Origin of the sequence: Actinoplanes siamensis, from assembly GCF_016862395.1 — a bacterium.
GTDB lineage: Bacteria > Actinomycetota > Actinomycetes > Mycobacteriales > Micromonosporaceae > Actinoplanes > Actinoplanes siamensis.
Genome location: NZ_BOMW01000016.1, coordinates 56,986 through 73,438, shown reverse-complemented (window position 1 = coordinate 73,438; position 16,453 = coordinate 56,986). Strand labels below are relative to the sequence as shown.

Annotated in this window: 14 protein-coding genes; 3 read left to right on the top strand and 11 right to left on the bottom strand. The window is 72.7% G+C overall.

Annotated elements, in window-relative coordinates:
* Positions 1-160: 160 nt before the first annotated feature.
* Complete coding sequence (locus tag Asi03nite_RS08210) at positions 161-2,281, top strand: MFS transporter (RefSeq protein WP_203677830.1); 2,121 nt, start codon at positions 161-163, stop codon at positions 2,279-2,281.
* A gap of 58 nt (positions 2,282-2,339) precedes the next feature.
* Here Asi03nite_RS08210 and Asi03nite_RS08205 read toward each other — a convergent pair whose 3' ends face one another.
* The 4 genes from Asi03nite_RS08205 to Asi03nite_RS08190 all read right to left on the bottom strand — a co-directional run bounded on the left by Asi03nite_RS08205 (position 2,340) and on the right by Asi03nite_RS08190 (position 6,095).
* The gene (locus Asi03nite_RS08205) at positions 2,340-2,786 is read right to left on the bottom strand and encodes a hypothetical protein (RefSeq protein WP_203677829.1); all 447 of its coding nucleotides are present in this window, start codon (positions 2,784-2,786) and stop codon (positions 2,340-2,342) included.
* Positions 2,783-3,796 (bottom strand): LacI family DNA-binding transcriptional regulator, encoded by a 1,014-nt coding sequence (locus tag Asi03nite_RS08200; protein WP_203677828.1) that lies wholly within the window; start codon positions 3,794-3,796, stop codon positions 2,783-2,785. Before Asi03nite_RS08200 ends, Asi03nite_RS08205 begins: the two co-directional genes overlap by 4 nt.
* 227 nt (positions 3,797-4,023) lie before the next feature.
* The gene (gap, locus tag Asi03nite_RS08195) at positions 4,024-5,031 is read right to left on the bottom strand and encodes a type I glyceraldehyde-3-phosphate dehydrogenase (RefSeq protein WP_203677827.1); all 1,008 of its coding nucleotides are present in this window, start codon (positions 5,029-5,031) and stop codon (positions 4,024-4,026) included.
* Positions 5,032-5,147: 116 nt separating this feature from the next.
* Positions 5,148-6,095, bottom strand: coding sequence for a GlxA family transcriptional regulator (locus Asi03nite_RS08190; protein WP_203677826.1), 948 nt, complete (start codon positions 6,093-6,095; stop codon positions 5,148-5,150).
* A gap of 188 nt (positions 6,096-6,283) precedes the next feature.
* Between Asi03nite_RS08190 and Asi03nite_RS08185 the strand changes: the two genes are divergently transcribed.
* A complete protein-coding gene (locus Asi03nite_RS08185) occupies positions 6,284-7,291 on the top strand; it encodes a LacI family DNA-binding transcriptional regulator (RefSeq protein WP_203677825.1) in 1,008 nt (335 codons plus the stop codon).
* A gap of 49 nt (positions 7,292-7,340) precedes the next feature.
* Here the strand turns inward: Asi03nite_RS08185 and Asi03nite_RS08180 are convergent, their stop codons facing one another.
* The 7 genes from Asi03nite_RS08180 to Asi03nite_RS08150 all read right to left on the bottom strand — a co-directional run bounded on the left by Asi03nite_RS08180 (position 7,341) and on the right by Asi03nite_RS08150 (position 15,220).
* On the bottom strand, positions 7,341-8,168 hold the full coding sequence (locus Asi03nite_RS08180) for a hypothetical protein (RefSeq protein ID WP_203677824.1): 828 nt from the start codon (positions 8,166-8,168) through the stop codon (positions 7,341-7,343).
* Between the two features lie 178 nt (positions 8,169-8,346).
* Positions 8,347-9,639 (bottom strand): pectate lyase family protein, encoded by a 1,293-nt coding sequence (locus Asi03nite_RS08175; protein WP_203677823.1) that lies wholly within the window; start codon positions 9,637-9,639, stop codon positions 8,347-8,349.
* Positions 9,640-9,654: 15 nt separating this feature from the next.
* On the bottom strand, positions 9,655-9,990 hold the full coding sequence (locus tag Asi03nite_RS08170; protein WP_203677822.1) for a cupin domain-containing protein: 336 nt from the start codon (positions 9,988-9,990) through the stop codon (positions 9,655-9,657).
* Positions 9,968-11,059 carry a Gfo/Idh/MocA family protein gene (locus Asi03nite_RS08165; protein ID WP_203677821.1) on the bottom strand — a complete coding sequence of 364 codons (1,092 nt, stop codon included), beginning with the start codon at positions 11,057-11,059 and terminating at the stop codon, positions 9,968-9,970. The genes Asi03nite_RS08170 and Asi03nite_RS08165 overlap by 23 nt, the downstream gene beginning before the upstream one ends.
* Complete coding sequence (locus Asi03nite_RS08160; protein ID WP_203677820.1) at positions 11,056-12,510, bottom strand: mannitol dehydrogenase family protein; 1,455 nt, start codon at positions 12,508-12,510, stop codon at positions 11,056-11,058. The genes Asi03nite_RS08165 and Asi03nite_RS08160 overlap by 4 nt, the downstream gene beginning before the upstream one ends.
* Positions 12,507-13,916: a glucuronate isomerase gene (gene uxaC, locus Asi03nite_RS08155; RefSeq protein ID WP_203677819.1), complete on the bottom strand. Its 1,410-nt coding sequence runs from the start codon at positions 13,914-13,916 to the stop codon at positions 12,507-12,509. The genes Asi03nite_RS08160 and uxaC overlap by 4 nt, the downstream gene beginning before the upstream one ends.
* The gene (locus tag Asi03nite_RS08150) at positions 13,913-15,220 is read right to left on the bottom strand and encodes a Gfo/Idh/MocA family protein (protein WP_203677818.1); all 1,308 of its coding nucleotides are present in this window, start codon (positions 15,218-15,220) and stop codon (positions 13,913-13,915) included. Before Asi03nite_RS08150 ends, uxaC begins: the two co-directional genes overlap by 4 nt.
* Before the next feature lie 207 nt (positions 15,221-15,427).
* Between Asi03nite_RS08150 and Asi03nite_RS08145 the strand changes: the two genes are divergently transcribed.
* Positions 15,428-16,453 carry a LacI family DNA-binding transcriptional regulator gene (locus tag Asi03nite_RS08145; protein ID WP_203677817.1) on the top strand — a complete coding sequence of 342 codons (1,026 nt, stop codon included), beginning with the start codon at positions 15,428-15,430 and terminating at the stop codon, positions 16,451-16,453.

Here is a 16,453-nt window from a genome sequence, read left to right as displayed (position 1 = left end):
CCCCGACGACGAGGAGGGACGCCGTGCCAGGCAGCGCACGCACGATCACCGGCAGTGGCGTGATCGTCCACCTCGCGGCCGGTTCGCGGTCCCGGCTCCGGGCGCACGCCGCCACGACCGGCCGACGTACCTCCCGGTTTGCGATGAAGGGCCTCCCCGCATGACCCAGCTCAACCGTCAGCTCTCCGGCTTCTGGCAGGACTACGCGGCCTTGCTGCTGCTGTCCGCCGGTCTGCTCGGCGTGGCCCTGCTGATCGGCTTCGCGATCTGGGCCAAACGCACCAGGAAGCCGCTGCGGCCGATCGCGCTGTCGTTCAGCATGAACCTGGCGCTGCTGCTCAACGCCGAGGGCATGTGGGTGATCGCCACCGACCAGCTGCACCTGCCCAAGGTGTTCGCGGTGCTGGTCTTCGCGGTCTTCGAGATCTGCTTCCTGACCGCCACCTCGCTGGCCGCCGAGCAGTACCGGCGGACCACTGTGTACGGCCCGGACGGCGAGATCCTGACGCCCGGTCACCCCGGCTCCATGCTCTACATCGCCGCCCTGATCGCGGCGGTCTCCGGCATCATCGTGGCCAGCAACGCGGTCACCGGCACCGAGAAGTTGCTGCGCCTGGCCGTGCCGTGCGTGATCTTCCTGATGTGGTGGGCGGCGCTCACCGCGGCCGGGCAGCGGGTGCGCCGCGGCCGGTTCGCGTACAGCCCGCGCCGGCTCGCCGAGCGGTGGGGCTGGCTGATCCCGGACGACGACCCGGACCTGGTGCGGATGGCCGCCGAGCGGCAGATGCGGCGGATGGTCGTCAACCACCACCGGGTCAGCGCCGGTCGGTGGCCGCGGGCCTGGTGGCGCAGCCGGTTGCTGAAGGACGCCCGGACCGCCGGGGACCCGGTCGTCGACGACGTGGTGGAGCAGCTGGCCCGGATCCAGCGGGTGATGGATCTGCTGGTGCCGGCGAGCGCCCGGCCCGCCGGGGCGATGCCCGTGCCGGCCGCCCGCACGCCCGGCACACCGGCCGGGGCCGAACCGGCCGGGACCGAGGCGGGCCAGGCCGGGACCGAGGCGATCGCCGCTCCGGCGGCCGGGACCGCGGAGGTCGAGCCCGCCACCGAGCCGGCCGGGCCCCCGGCCCGCCCCGTCCAGCCGGTGCAGTTCACGCCGCCGGCCACGCCCACGGCCCCGGCGGAGCCCGAGGAGGCCGGACCGGTCCGGCCCACCGTCGCCCGACTCGCCGCCCTGGTCAACTCGGCCCCCGACGCCCCCTCCCTGGGCGAGCGGCTGGCCGCCGCGGTGACCCCCGAGGAGATGCTCGGGATGCCGGCGCCCAGCCCGGCCGGCGCGGACGCCCCGGCCGAGTTCCCGGCGCCCCTCCGCCCCACCGGGGACCTGCCGGCCGGCGCGGTGCCAGCGGTGCTCGGCCCGATCCCGGTGTCCGCCGCGCCCCGCCCGTTCGTCGCGAACGCGCCGATCCCCCCGGTCCCGGCCGCCACGAACGGCGCCGGCGGGCACACCGCGGAAAACGGGAACAACGGCGCCAACGGCGCACCGGCCGTCCCGTCCTGGGCCGCCACCCCCACCGGCGCCCAGCGCGCCGTCAACATCGTCGGCTCGCCCTGGTGGCGCCTCGCGGTGGAACGCCTGAGCCGTCTGGTGGCCAACGAGATCAACGCCGACAACCTGCCGGAGATGACCTACCAGCGGGTCGCCGAGCTGGCCCGCACGCTCGCGCCGCGCGTCGCCGACCTCGGCGAGGGCGTCGTCCGCTCGTTCGTCAACGACTACGTCCGGGAGATGAACGGCGAGCCCGGCGACACCACGTACCCGTGGCGTGATCTTCTCCCGGAGCCGGTCGCCGCACCGGTCGGCTCGGCGGCCTGGATGGCGGCGATCGAGGAGCTGCGCTCCGCGCTGGTCGAGGAGATGGAGGGCAGCGACGAGACCGACCCGCGCGAGCTGGCGATGACGCTGGCGCCGAGCGTGCCGCGCCTCGACGACGCGACGGTCCGCGAGTTCGTCAGTGACTACCTGGCCGCGCTCGGCGGTCAGCCGTCCGGAAACGATCAGCCGTGGCAGCACCTGCTCCCGCGCCCGCAGGGTGGCCGCGGGCCGAGCGACGAGGAGATCCTCGACCAGTTCGGCCCGCAACTGCACGAGCACCTGCGCACCAACGGCAAGCTGACCCGGTACCGGGTGACCGCGGTGACCGGCATCAAGAGTCCGACCCGGGCGGACCGGATCAAGACCATCATCGAGGACCAGGCCGCCGAGAGCACGCCGGCCTGACCCGTCGTACCGGATCAAGCGGCCCTGGATCGTGAAAACGCGTCCGGGGCCGCGGTCGTCAATCCAGGAGCCAGCCCATCAGGTCCTGACCGTAAGGGGACACCGCCAACAGGATCAGAACCAGCCAGACCGTGGTGAGCACGGCGAGCCGGGCGAACGTCCGGCGATCACCCCGGCGCCAGCTCGGCACCAGGGTCACCACCCCGAACAGCAGCATCGCGATCCCCAGCGGATAGACGAACCAGGCGATCAGCCGGCACACCCCGAAAATCCAGACCAGCGGGTTCGCGACCGAATCCGGTCCCAGGCCGGGCAGTGACTCCTTCGGATCGCCCAGCCGCTCCAGGCCGGGATGCAGGATCGCCGCCGGGTCGCCGCTGCGCACGGCCGCCAGGATCAACACCCCGAAACTGCCGATGAGGTACGCGACGAGCAGCGCGAATTGCGTCCACACCACAGCCCGCCCGGCGGCCGGGGCCCGGTGCGGCCGGTCCACGTCAGTCACCCGGGCAATGTACCCGCACAGCTCTCCCGCCAGATCACCTCCGCGCGGGCGGGCTCGGACACCGGCACCGCGTCGTCGCCGAGCGCCAGCGCCATCGCCCGCTCCCCCATGTCCACCAGCGGCAAGCGGACCGTGGTCAGCGACGGGGTGACGTCCCGGGCGATCGGCATGTCATCGAAGCCGGTCACCGAGATCTGCCCGGGCACGGAGACGCCGCGCTCGCGCAGGGCGGCCAGCGTGCCCACCGCCATCGAGTCGTTGAGCGCCAGGATCGCGGTCAGGTCCGGCGTCATGGCGAGCAGTTCCCCGGCCGCGGCGGCCCCGCCGTCCCGGGTGAAGTCGGCGTAGACGATGTGCTCCAGCGCGACGTCCAACTCGGCGGCTGCCCGGCGGATGCCGGAGAGCCGGTCGGTGGTGGTGGTCAGCGCGCGCGGCCCGGCGATCACGCCGACCCGGCGGTGACCCCGGCTCAGCACGCGGCAGCCCAGCTCGTACGCCCCGGCCTCGTTCGCCGGGAGCACCGCGCTGCCGACCAGCTCGTGCCGCCCGATCACCGCGACCCGGCCGCCGCCCTGCTGGTACGCGTTGAGCTCACCGTTGAGCCGCGCGGTGAACGCCTCGTCGTGGTAGCCCGAGCCGGCCAGGATCAGCGCGTGCACCTGCTGGGCGCGCAACAGGGCGACGTAGGCCAGCTCGCGCTCCGGCTCCCGGTAGCTGTTGCAGATCACCAGCAGCCGGTCGTGCGCCGCGGCCTGCCGTTGCAGCCCCCGGGTGATCTCGGCGAAATACGGGTCGGAGACGTCGTGCACGATCACGCCGACCGCGGACTTGCGGGGCCGCGCCACGTTCTGCGCGTGCGCGTTCGGCACGTAGTGCAGCTCGGCGACGGCGGCCAGGACGCGCTCGCGGAGCTCGGGCGCGACCTTCTTGGCGCTGTCGTTGATCACGCGGGAGACGGTGGCGGGGGAGACCCCGGCCAGCCGGGCCACATCTGCCAGGGTGACCGCCATCCGCACAGCATAGAGAACGCCCTGCCGCTCGTGGCGCCACCCACCTCGTGTCCCGTCGATCGATCCTCGCACCCGGCTGGCCCGCGGCCCGCCACCGCGCGCCCCCACTGTCGCGCGGCCCGCACCGCGGCGGCCTGCCGACCGCCGCCCCGCCGCCCGCCGCTGGCATTGCCACCGGCCGGGCGGCCGGGGCGGGCTCGGCTCGGCTCGGCTCGGCTCGGCGGAATCTAGCGGCCCAGCAGGGAGAGCGTGTCGACGACCCGATTGGCGAAGCCCCACTCGTTGTCGTACCAGGCCACCACCTTCACCAGCCGCCCGCCGGCACCGGTCAGCAGCGAGTCGAAGATCGACGACGCCGGATTCCCGGTGATGTCGCTGGAGACCAGCGGATCCGCGGAGAACTCCAGGACCCCGCGCAGCGGACCACCCGCCGCCGCCTCGAAGGCGCTGTTGATCTCCTCGACCGTGACCGGCCGGTCCACGATCGCGTTCAGCTCCACCAGGGAGCCCACCGGAACCGGCACGCGCACCGAGTAGCCGGTCAGCTTGCCGGCCAGACGCGGCAGCACCAGCCCGATCGCGGTGGCGGCGCCGGTCGTGGTCGGAGCGATGTTGAGCGCGGCGGCACGCGCCCGGCGCAGGTCCCGGTGCGGCCCGTCCTGCAGGTTCTGCTCCTGGGTGTACGCGTGGATCGTGGTCATCGACCCGGTCTCGATCCCGGCCAGGTCGTCCAGCACCGATGCGAGCGGCGCGAGGCCGTTGGTGGTGCACGACGCGTTCGACACCACGTCGTGCGTGGCCGGGTCGTAGTCGCCGTGGTTCAGGCCGTAGGCGATGGTCAGATCGGCGCCCTTGGACGGCGCGCTGACCAGCACCTTCCGGGCGCCCGCGGCGAGATGGGCGCGCGCGTCGGCGGCCGCGGTGAACCGCCCGGTCGACTCCAGCGCGACGTCGACGCCGAGCTCCTTCCAGGGCAGATCCTCGGGGGTACGGACGGACGTCACCTCGATCCGGCGCCCGTCGACGAGCAGGTGGTCCTCGTGCGCCTCGACCCGGCCGGCGAACCGGCCCAGCGTGCTGTCGTACCGCAGCAGGTGGGCCAGGGTGCCGGAATCGGTCAGGTCGTTTATCGCGACGATCTCGACGTCGCTGCCGGCGGCCGCGCGCAGGACGTTGCGGCCGATGCGTCCGAAACCGTTGATGGCTACCCTGGTTGTTCCGACTGGGTTTGTCATGACCTCAGCGTCGCTTCCCGCGCTCCCGCCGGTCAGATGGCGGAGCGCCACGCTACGCAAGCTTGCCGCCAAACGTTTTCCGGTAGTCGCTCGGCGTCGTGCTGCGGAGCGCCACGCTACGCAAGCTTGCCGGCAAACGCCTTCCGGTAGTCGCTCGGTGTCGTGCTGAGGATCCGCTGGAAGTGCAGGCGCAGGTTGGCGCCGGTGCCGACGCCCACCCGCGCGGCGATCTGCTCGATCCCGAGGGCGGTGCGCTCCAGCATCTCCCGGGCCAGGTCGACTCGGGCCCGCAGCACCCACTGCATCGGGGTGTACCCGGTGTCCTCGACGAACCGGCGGCCGAACGTGCGCTCCGAGACGCCCGCGTGCCGGGCCAGCGTGGCCACGGTGAGCGGCTCCTCCAGGTGCGCCAGGGCCCATTCCCGGGTGGCCGCGAAGACGTCGCCGAGCGGCTCCGGGATGCTGCGCGGCACGTACTGGGACTGACCGCCGCTGCGGTACGGCGCAGCGACCAGCACCCGGGCGATCGCGTTGGACGCCTGCACGCCGTGGTCGCGCCGGACCAGGTGCAGGCACACGTCGATCCCCGCGGCCACTCCGGCCGAGGTGAGCACCTGCCCCTCGTCGACGAAGAGCACCTTGCCGTCGACTGTCACCTTCGGGTACTCCCGGGCCAGCGTGGCGGCCATCTGCCAGTGCGTGGTGGCCCGCCTGCCGTCCAGCAGGCCGGCCGCGGCCAGTGCGAACGCGCCGCCGCAGATGGACACCATCCGGGCGCCGCGGAACGCCGCCTCGCGCAGCGCGTCGAGCACGACCGGGTCGACCGGGCCGGCCGGGTTCATGAAGCCGGGCACGATGATCGTGTCGGCCTCGCCGAGGGCTTCCAGGCCCGCCTCGACGTGGAAGCCCAGGCCGTCGCGCCCCGGCACCGGTCCGGGCCGCGTCGCGCACGGGACCGCCCGGTAGTTCAGGCCGTGCCGTGACGCGAAGACCTGTGCCGGAATGCCGACATCCAGGGGTGAGGCGCCCGGCAGGAGAAGCATTGCCACCATGTGTCCCCGCATGTCACCACTGTGCCGGGCGACGCGGCACCCCCGGAAGTGGCGGTCCCGACCCGGATCGCAAGGATTCCGCCACCCGTACGGCCGAGAGCGCTCCCGCGGCTGCCGGGACGCCCACTAGAATCACTGGCCCGGCGGCATGGCGGTTGTACCTTGTCTCCAGCCGGTGACCGTGGAAAGGACGGCTGGCGATGAGGGACAACAGCAACCGCTCGGCGGGGCGGCCGACCCTGGAGGAGGTCGCCGCCCGGGCCGGCGTCGGCCGGGGCACGGTCTCCCGGGTGGTGAACGGCTCCGCCCAGGTCAGCCCCAAGGCTCGCAAGGCGGTGCAGGACGCGATCGACGAGCTTGGTTACGTTCCCAACCGGGCCGCCCGCGCGCTCGTCACCCAGCGAACCGATTCGATAGCCATTGTCGTCTTCGAGTCCGGTGAGCGCTTCTTCGCCGAGCCGTTCTTCGGCCGGATCGTCCAGTCGGTGTCGTCCGTGCTGGTCGCGCGGAACCTGCAGATGGTCCTCATGATCGCGCAGGCGCCGGAGGAGCGCCGTCAGCTGGAGGGCTACCTCACCCGCCAGCACGTGGACGGAGCGCTGCTGCTGTCGCTGCACGGCGACGACCCGCTGCCGGTGATGCTGGAGGAGCGCGGGGTGCCGACGGTGCGGGCCGGCCGGTCGGCGCATCCGGGCCTGAGCTTCGTCGACGCGGACAACCGGGGCGGCGCCCGGGCCGCCGTGTCGTACCTGCGGGAGCAGGGCCGCCGCTGCATCGCGACGATCACCGGCCCGATGGACATGGCGCCGGGCGTGGCGCGTTACCAGGGCTATCGCGACGTCGTCGGGGACGGCCCGGCCGCGGCCGGCGACTTCGGCGAGATCAGCGGCGCCATGGCGATGGAGTGGTTGCTGGCGAATCATCCACAGCTGGACGCGGTGTTCGCGGCCTCCGACATGATGGCCGCCGGAGCGCTGCGGGTGCTGCGCCGCTCGGGCCGCCGAGTGCCCGAGGACGTGGCCGTGGTGGGCTTCGACGACTCGGTGATCGCGCGGCACACCGATCCGCCGCTGACCAGCGTCTTCCAGCCGGTGGGGCAGATGGGCCAGGAGATGGTCCGCCTGCTGCTGGCGAAGCTGGACGGCGACGAGGCGGTCGAGCACGAGACGGTCCTGCCCACCCGCCTGATCCTGCGCGGGAGCGCCTGAACGGGAAAAGGGCCCCGGAGGGGCCCCTTTCTTTCCGGCTAGCGCCGGGTCACTGGTTCAGGCCGCAGGTGGACAGTTCCTCGGCGTTCAGGTCCGGCTTCGCCGCGGCACGCCCGATCGCCGTCTCCATCCGGTTGATCGTCGAGAACCGCTTGTCCTCCAGCGGGCCGAGAATCGCATTCTGAATGAAGTTCGCGCCACCCTGGCCGACGGTGCTCGCGAGGCGCTTGTTCGCTTCCTGAATCTGTGTGTCCAGCAGGGCCAGATTGCGCTCGATCTCGGCCTGCGCGGACGCCGGAACGGCCGGCAGCTTGTCCTCCACGGTCGGGCAGTTCACCGTCGGGACGCCATTCGCGGCGCCGTTTCCGGCGTTGGCGCCACCGGTCGCGGGCGCGCTCGGACCAGCGACCGCGGTCGGCTCCGGAGCCGCGTTCCCGCCGCCGTTCTGGTTCAGCCCACAGGTCGCGAGCGAGTCCACCGGCAGGTTCGGCTTGGCGGCGGTACGTCCGATACTGATCGCGATCCGATCGATCGTGGACGCCCGCTTGTCCTTCAGCGGGCCGAGGATCGCGTTCTGGACGAAGTTCGGGCCGCCCTGGCCGGCCGAGGTCGCCAGACGCTTGTTGGCCTCCTGGATCTGGGTGTTCAGCAGGGCCAGGTTCCGTTCCACCTCAGCCTTGGCCGAGGCCGGGACGGACACCAGCCGCGGCGCCACCTGGGGGCAGTTCACGGTAGGCACGGTGTCCGAAGTCGCCGCGTTCGCCACACCCAGCCCCACTCCGGCCAGGACCACCGCGACGCCCACGATGCCGGCCACCCGCCAGCGTCGGACGTTGGATCCTCCCGCGTTACTCCGGTAGCTCCGGTAGCGCTTCATTGTGCCGCCTTCCGTTCGGACCGTGTTTCTCATCCCGTCCTTACGGGAACGCTCCCAGCACGGATCGAACCAAAGGGAAACTTAAGGAACAGACCCCCGCGCATTTAAGGTCGCCCTTATCCCCGGGGTTGGCCGGGATTTTACGGGCCGGCCGGGGCGGCGCCCCGGCCGATCCACGTCACCTCGGCGAGAGCCGGCCGGCGCCGGATCGGGCGTCCACCACGGCCGGGACCTGGGCGGTCGGTGTGATCGGGCCGGGGCGCAGCGTCGGTGTCCAGCCGGCGTCCGTGCCCAGGTCCGGGTCGTACGTGGCGTTGTACGCGGCGAGCAGGCTCACTTCGGTGACCGGGCCGGTGCCGATCCGGGTCAGAGTGCCCTTCTCGGTCATCGCGGTGCCGCCCCAGTCGTGGACCACGTCGTCGAGCGGGATGTCCGCGCTGCGCAGGAAGAAGTTGTTCTCGGCGTACAGGGCGGAGTGGACGCCGACGCCCCAGGAGTACTCGTAGGTGTCCTCGTCCGTCGCGTAGTAGTAGTTGTCGTAGACGTCGACCTGGCCGAACCGGATCCGCGGGGCGCGCTGGCCGACGTTGGCGAACTTGTTGTGGTGCAGGGTGACCCGCAGCTTGCCGACGTCGGCTCCGACCGTGTTGGTGGAGCCGATCAGCATCGTCTTGTCGTGCTCCTGGAAGACGTTCCAGGAGATCGTCACCAGGTCGGACGCCCGGATCACGTCGAGCGCGCCGTCGTGTACCTGGTAGGGGCGCCCGAAGTGGAGCGGCTGCGCGGAGTCCACGTTGTCGCCGTCGCCGAACGTGTTGTGGTCGGCCCAGACGTGCGTGCCGCCGGTCAGCGTGATCAGGTCGTACGCGGAGTTCCAGTTGCCGTCCGCGCCGTCTGTCGGATCCCACACCGGGAAGCAGTCGGCGGCGTCCTCGAACGTCAGGTTGCGGATGATCACGTTGTCGGCACTGGAGACGAGCAGGTTCAGCCCGATCAGCCGGGCGTTGGCCAGACCGAGGATCGTGGTGTTGGAGGGCACCCTGAGCTGGACGTCGGCGGCCTGGTTCTTCGCGGACCGGGCGCGGGCCTCCTCCGGCGGGCCGCTCGGCCTGGTGGTCCGGCCCCAGACCGCCGGGTCGTAGGCGGCGAGGTACGCGTCCAGCGAGTACGCGGGGTCGGCGTACGCGGCGCAGTCCCCGTCCGGCCGCAGCGTGCCGGCGACCAGCACGATCCGGGGCGCGGTGTCGGTGCCGGCGAGCGCGGCGGCGAGCTGGTCCCGGGTGCGGACCACGAAGACGTGGTCGTCGTCGGCGGCGGCGCCGCCGGTGGTCCCGGCGGCCCAGCCGTCGTTCGCGGGGAGGACCTCCCGGGCGACGGCGGGGACGGTGGTGGCGGCCGCGGATGCGGGTACGGTGGCGACGCCGGCGAGGAGCAGGCCGAACGTCACCGCGAGAGCGGTTCTCCGGGGCATGGACGACTCCCGAGGTCAGGAAACGGGTTCCAGGTGCATCCACACGAAGACCAGCGGCTGGTCACCGCGGCTGATCAGGTGGTGGTCCTCGCCGGGTTCGAAGAGCAGCGCCTCGCCCGCGCGGAACCTGTCCACCTCGGCCCCGTCCGTCTCGATCACCCCGCTGCCCTGCACGATCACGAAGATCTCGGGCACGGTGTGGACGTGCCGCCCGGGTTCGTCATGCGTCCGGAAGTTCGGCTCGGGATAAACCCGGAACCCGCCCCTCTGTACGACGTGACCCGGCAGCACACTGGTGAACGTGGGCCCGCGGTGGTGCTCCTGGAACTCAGCGATGTTCAGCTTGCGCATGGATCCCGCCTTCCTCGGTCTCGAAGAGCACCCGGTGCGGCCCAACCGCCCAGGCGATGTCACTTTCGGACGGCAGGAGCCCGGTGGCGGCCACCTGCCGGACGAGTTGGTCGATCCCGGGCACGACCTTCCCGGTGCCGTCGGGATGCGGCCGGAGGCCGGGGAGCGGCGCCGGGGCGGGCGCCGCCACGATGGCCTCGGCGACGGCGGTGAAGGTCCGGGTCCGGTCCAGCGGGGCGATCAACTCGGCGCCGGAAAGCAGGTTCTCCAGCAACCCGACCCGTCCGGGGACTTCGCGGAACCGCTCCCCCGGCAGCCGCACCCGGTCCGTCGGGTACTCCAGCAGGGCATCACCGACCCGGATCTCCCCGGCCACGAAGACCTCGGACGCCAGGGTCACCGCGGCCACCAGACGCCGCCCGTCGGAACCGGTCAGCCGCATGAACGTACAGTCGTCGGTCTGAATGTCCCGGGTTTTGTATCGCTCCAGTTCCAGCGACACCGGCGCGAACCGGCCGGCCACCGCCAGCGCCTGCATCAGCGCATGCGCGAACGGGTTGACCAGCGCCCCGTCGAAGGCCGCCTGTTTACCGGCCCAGGGCGCCCGCCGGTAGTAGCTGTCCGGGCGCCACCAGGCGCCGGCCGCGGAGACCAGCGGCCCGTCGGGGGCCGCCTGCCGGAAAGCGGCGAGCGCCGCCGACCCGAGCGCCTGGAAGCCCACCTGGACGCGGCGCCCGGTGCGCCGCACCGCGGCCTCCAGTTCCGCGTGCTCGGCGACGGAGACCACCGGAGGCTTCTCCAGCAGCAGGTCCGCGCCCGCGGCCAGGCAGTCCAGGGCGATCGGCAGGTGCGTGTGCGGCGGCGTGCACACGATGACGGCGTCCGGGCGGACGGCCCGGAGCATCGTCTCGTGGTCGTCGAAGAACGGCACTCCGGGCTCCGGCTCCACCGGGTTCCTGTCGCACAGCGCGGCGATCTCCAGCAGCCCGCGCCCGGCGAGTTCCCGCAGCTTGCGCCGGTGCGACAGGCCGTGCCCGCCGGCGCCGACGAGCGCCACCCGGGCAGTCATCGCCCGGCCGCCGCGATCGTCCGCGCCGCGCCGTGCCGGGCCAGCTCCCCCGACCAGCGGATCAGCTCGGCGCGCAGCGACGCGTCGTCGGCGAACCCCGCCGGGAACACCTCGGAGAGCCCGAGCAGCGCGTCGACCAGCCCCTCCGGCGTGTCCGGCGCGGCCCGCACGATCGCCCGGATCCGGCCGGCCAGCGGGTCGTCGAGCGGCAGCGCGGACCCGTCGTCGGCGTATCCCCGCACGAACCGCATCCACCCGGCGAGCACCAGCGCCGCCCACGCCGGCACGGCGCCGGCCCGGCGCCGGTCGGCGATCGTCCCGAGCAGCCGGTGCGGCAACTTCTGCGTGCCGTCCATGGCGACCTGGTGCGTACGATGGCCGAGCTCCCGGTTGGCGAATCGTTCGAGCACCGTCTCGCCGTAATCGAGAACGGTCACTCCCGGCGGCGGGGTGACCGAGGGCGCGATGTCCTCGGCGAGGAACCTGCGCAGCAGCCCGTCCATGCCGGGCAGCTCCAGCACCGACGCGATCATCTCCCGGCCGGCCAGCGCGCCGAGGTACGCGCAGGCCGAGTGCACCGAGTTCAGCGCGCGCAGCTTGAGCGTCTCCCACGGGGCGACGTCCGTGGTCAGGATCGCCCCGGCGGCGCCCCAGTCGGGCCGCCCGCCCGGGAACCGGTCCTCGATCACCCACTGGTGGAACGGCTCGGCCACCACCGGCGCCCGGTCCGCGGCGCCCAGCGCGGCGGCCGCCCGGCGCAGGTGGTCCGCGCTGGTCGCCGGCACGATCCGGTCCACCATGGTGGCCGGGAAGTCCACGCCGTCGGGCAGCGAGGCGCCGGCCACCTCCAGCGCCTGGGCCACCATCCCCTGGATCCGGGGCCCGTTGCCCTGCAGGTTGTCACAGCACAGCACGGTCAGCGGGGCCGTGCGGGCGAGCAGCCCCCGGGCCAGCAGGGCGGGCACGCTCACCGGCGGGGCCGCCCCGGTCAGTTGGGCCCGCAGCTCGTCGTCGAGCAGCAGTCGCCCGTCCGGGCCGAGCCGGTACGCCTTCTCGGTCACGGTCAGCGACACGATCCGGATCCCGGGATCGGCGATCGCCGCGAGCACGCCGTACGGATCGCCGGCCGCATGGCCCAGTCCGGACAGGATCCCGACCGCACGGGCGTGGTCCCCGCCGTCGCCGCCGACCGTCAGCACACTGTAGAGCCGGTCCTGGGCCCGCAGTTTGTCGAGCACGTCCCGGGAGCGCGGCGCGACCCCGACGATGCCCCACTCGCCGCCGCTCGCCGCGACCGCGGTCTCGGTGTAGACGGCCTGATGGGCGCGGTGGAACGCGCCGAGCCCGAGGTGCAGGATGCCGGGGCGCACGTCCCCGGGGCGCACCGCGGGACGGTTCTGCGGGGCGAGGCGGTGCAGCGCGGCGAGGCTCAGCCCGGTGGTCACGGTCATGCCGGACCGTCCAGCCGGAAGACCTTCTTCGGCAGGTGGTACGCCAGGTCAGCGATGGTCTCGGCGGCCTCGTCGAGCGGCAGCCGGTCCTCGGCGACCAGCCGGGCCAGGAAACCGGCGTCGACCCGGCGGGCCACGTCGTGCCGGGCCGGGATCGAGCAGAACGCGCGGGTGTCGTCGACGAAGCCGGCCGTGTTGTAGAACCCGGCGGTCTCGGTGACCGTCTCGCGGAACCGGCGCAGCCCCTCCGGGCTGTCCAGGAACCACCACGGCGCGCCCAGGTAGAGGGCCGCGTACCCGCCGGCGAGCGGCGCGAGTTCCCGGGTGAACGTGGTCTCGTCCAGCGTGTAGAGGACGATCCGCAGGCGGGGGTCGTCGCCGTGGCGGTCCAGCAGCGGCCGCAGGGCCCGGACGTACTCGGTCGCGGACGGGATGTCGCCGCCGACGTCGCGGCCGTGCCGGGCGTGCAGCGCCCGGTTGTGGTTGCGCACCGAGCCCGGGTGCAGCTGCATGACCAGGCCGTCGTCCAGCGACATCCGGGCGAACTCGACGAGCATGTGTGCCCGGAACGCCTCGGCGTCCGCGGCGTCGGCCGCGCCGCCCAGGCCCTTGCGGTAGAGCACGGCCGCGTCCGCGTCGCTGAGGTCGAGGGTGGCCGCGGTCGGGTGGCCGTGGTCCGAGCTGGTGGCGCCGGCCGCGACGAACAGCTCCCGGCGGGCCCGCAGCGCGGCCAGGAAGCCGGGGTACGTGCCCACGTCCTGCCCGGTCAGCTCGCCGAGTGCGGCCACCCGCTCGGCCCAGCCGGCCCACTCCATGTCGACCAGGTTGTCCGGCCGGAACGTGGTGATCACCCGCCCGCCGGGGCCGCCCCAACCGTCGGCCGCGAGCTTGGCGTGCACCGCGAGGTCGTCGATCGGGCTCTCGGTGGTGGCCAGCACCTCGATGTTGAACCGGGTGAACAGCGCCCGCGGCCGGTACTCCGGCTCGGCCAGCCGGGCCGAGAGCTCGTCGTAGATCTCGTCGGCGGTCTCCGCGCCGAAGCGCTTGTCGAAGCCGAACACCTCGGCGAACACCTTCTCGGTCCAGAGCCGCGACGGCGTGCCGCGGAAAAGGTGCCAGTTCTCGGCGAGCAGCCGCCAGATCGCCCGGCCGTCGGTCTCCACCTCGCTGCCGTCGACGCTCGGCACGCCCAGCCGGGCGGGTGGGATGCCCTGGCTGGCCAGCATCCGGGTGACGTAGTGGTCGGGCACCACGAACAGCCGGGCCGGGTCCGGGAACGGCTCGTCGTCGGCCAGCAGCGCCGGGTCGACATGACCGTGTGGGCTGATCAGCGGCAGGTCACGGGCGTGGGCGTAGAGCTCACGGGCGATCTGGCGCTGGGTCGCCTCGGCGGGGAACAGTGTCAACTGAGCTCCTCAAGATCTAGGAGGTCGTGCACGCGGACGGCCTGTCCGGTTGCCAGGCTTTCGTTGGCGGCCAGGCCGGTGAGCAGGGCACGGGCGCCGGCCACGGCATCGGCGGAACGCCCGAGCGGATCGGCGGGCGGATCCGGGCGGACGAGGTCGGCGAGCATGCGGACATCGGCTCCACCGTGCCCCTGCCGGGAGTACCCGTCCACCTCGATCTCCCGCGGCGGCGCCCAGAACGGCCGGATCAGCAGCCGCCGCCAGCCCCGCTCGGCGGTGGAGAGGGAGCCGGGCTCACCCTTGACGCCGGCGGCCGAGGCCGGTGCGACGTGGTCGGTCTCGACGACTTCCAGTTCCAGGCGGCCACGGCTGCCGTTGAACATCACCCGGTACCCCTCCCAGGGCGCGTACGCCGTGAGGTGGTAACTCATCGAGGCGCCCCGGGCGTAGCGGACCAGGACCGCCATGTCGTCCTCGATCGTCACGCCCGGGGCGAAGACGTTGCGGTCGCGCAGGTAGCCGTCGTGCTGCTCGGCCCGCAGGTACAGCTCCCGCATCGCCGGCTCGTCGGCCATCCGCAGCGCGAACGGGTCGCCTTCGGCGGCGGCCGCGCCGTGCGCGCGGTCGTAGTCCCGGGCGTACCCGTGGCGCCGGCCCTGCTCGCCGTAGAAGAACAGCCGCCCGGCCGCGAAGACCTGGTCGGGACCGTCGTCCAGCCACCAGTTGACCAGGTCGAAGTGGTGGCCGGCCTTGTGCACCAGCAGGCCGCCGGAGTTGGCCTTGTCGCGGTGCCAGCGGCGGAAGTAGTCGGCGCCGTGCCGGACGTCGAGCAGCCATTCGAAGTGCACCGATCCGATCTCGCCGATCTGGCGCAGTTCGCGCTTCACGGCCTCGTGCAGCGGGTTGTAGCGGTAGTTGAAGGTGACCCGGACGCTGCGGCCGGTCCGGCGCGAGGTCTCGAGGATCCGCCGGCACGACGCGGCGTCCACGGTCATCGGTTTCTCGGTGACCGCGTCGCAGCCGGCTTCCATGGCCGCGACCAGGTACTGCTCGTGATAGCGGTCCACGGTGGTGACCACCACGACGTCGACGCGTTCGCGCCGCAGCATCTCGGTGAAGTCGGCCGCGTCGTACGCGGGAACCGGTTTTCTCCCGAGGTCCTCCAGCCGCCGGTTGTGGACCGCGAGCCGCGCCGGGTTGGTGTCGGCCAGCGCCACCAGCTGGGCGACGCCGGCGTGGTCGGTGAGCGCCCGGACGAACATCCCGGCGCGGGCGCCGGCCCCGACGAGGGCGAAACGAGTCAAGGCGCCTCCATTCGGCAAACGTTTGCAACAGATTAGGGAGCAGATGACGATGCAAGTCAATGCGTGGACGATAAATGTCCAATTTTGCCCCGGATACGTGATGATCCGGCACCAGAGGGGACATCGAAGGGCGTTGACACTTCAGCAACCGTTTGCATTAATGGCTCCACCAGAGAGAGCCGGATCACATTCCGAGGGGGTGGCATCGTGGCCGTGACCATCCGGGACGTCGCCAAGGCGTCCGGTGTGCACATCTCCACGGTGTCGCGCACCTTCTCGGCGCCGCACCTGGTCAACCCCGAGACACGCACGCGGGTCCTGGCCACCGCGGAGGAACTCGGCTACCGCCCGAACCGGGCCGCACGGGCGCTGATCACCGGACGGACCCACAACATCGGCCTGATCGTGGCCGACATCGCCAACCCGTTCTTCCCGCCCATGATCAAGGCGGCCGAGACCCATGCCCGGCGGCGTGACTACCACGTCTTCGTCGCCGACACCGACGAGGACCCGGTCGTCGAAACCGACCTCGTCCGGGCCTTGGCCAAGCAGGTCGACGGGATCCTGCTCTGCAGCCCCCGGATGAGCGACGACCAGATCGAGCAACTGCGCCGCGAGGTGCCCCTGGTCGTCGTGAACCGCCTGATCGACGGGCTTCCGGCGGTGGTGATGGACGTCGGCGCCGGCGCCCGCTCGGCGGTGCGCCACCTCGTCGGCCTGGGCCACCGCCACCTCGTCTACCTGTCCGGTCCGCGCGGGTCGTGGACCAACCGGGAGATCCGCAAAGCCGCCGGGGCCGCCGCCCGGTCCGGCGGAGCGGAACTCACCGTCCTCGGCCCGCACCAGCCGATCTCCTCGGCCGGCGCGGACGCCGCCGAGACGGTGCTCGCCACCGGCGCCACCGCGGTGCTCGCCTACAACGACCTGATGGCCGTCGGCCTGCTCCAGTCGTTGCAGGACCGCGGCGTCGCCGTGCCCGAGCGGGTCAGCGTCGTCGGCTTCGACGACATCGCGACCAGCGCGCTGGTCCGCCCCACGCTCACCACCGTGGCGAACCCGACCGCGGCCGCCGGGCGCGCCGCCGTCGACATGCTGCTCCAGCAGGGCGACGACGGCGCCACCGGACAGGTCAGCCTCCGGACCGACCTGGTCATCCGCAACTCCACCGGGCCCGGGCCGTACGCCCCGGCCGGCGCGACCACCGCTGAGGTCGCCGCATACGCCAAGGAGTGA

Bases quoted from the DNA above. Each gene is read 5' to 3' on its own strand.
- Asi03nite_RS08210 (WP_203677830.1), top strand. From the start codon at position 161: ATGACCCAGCTCAACCGTCAGCTCTCCGGCTTCTGGCAGGACTACGCG.
- Asi03nite_RS08200 (WP_203677828.1), bottom strand. From the start codon at position 3,796: ATGGCGGTCACCCTGGCAGATGTGGCCCGGCTGGCCGGGGTCTCCCCC.
- gap (WP_203677827.1), bottom strand. From the start codon at position 5,031: ATGACAAACCCAGTCGGAACAACCAGGGTAGCCATCAACGGTTTCGGA.
- Asi03nite_RS08190 (WP_203677826.1), bottom strand. From the start codon at position 6,095: ATGCGGGGACACATGGTGGCAATGCTTCTCCTGCCGGGCGCCTCACCC.
- Asi03nite_RS08185 (WP_203677825.1), top strand. From the start codon at position 6,284: ATGAGGGACAACAGCAACCGCTCGGCGGGGCGGCCGACCCTGGAGGAG.
- Asi03nite_RS08180 (WP_203677824.1), bottom strand. From the start codon at position 8,168: ATGAAGCGCTACCGGAGCTACCGGAGTAACGCGGGAGGATCCAACGTC.
- Asi03nite_RS08175 (WP_203677823.1), bottom strand. From the start codon at position 9,639: ATGCCCCGGAGAACCGCTCTCGCGGTGACGTTCGGCCTGCTCCTCGCC.
- Asi03nite_RS08170 (WP_203677822.1), bottom strand. From the start codon at position 9,990: ATGCGCAAGCTGAACATCGCTGAGTTCCAGGAGCACCACCGCGGGCCC.
- Asi03nite_RS08165 (WP_203677821.1), bottom strand. From the start codon at position 11,059: ATGACTGCCCGGGTGGCGCTCGTCGGCGCCGGCGGGCACGGCCTGTCG.
- Asi03nite_RS08160 (WP_203677820.1), bottom strand. From the start codon at position 12,510: ATGACCGTGACCACCGGGCTGAGCCTCGCCGCGCTGCACCGCCTCGCC.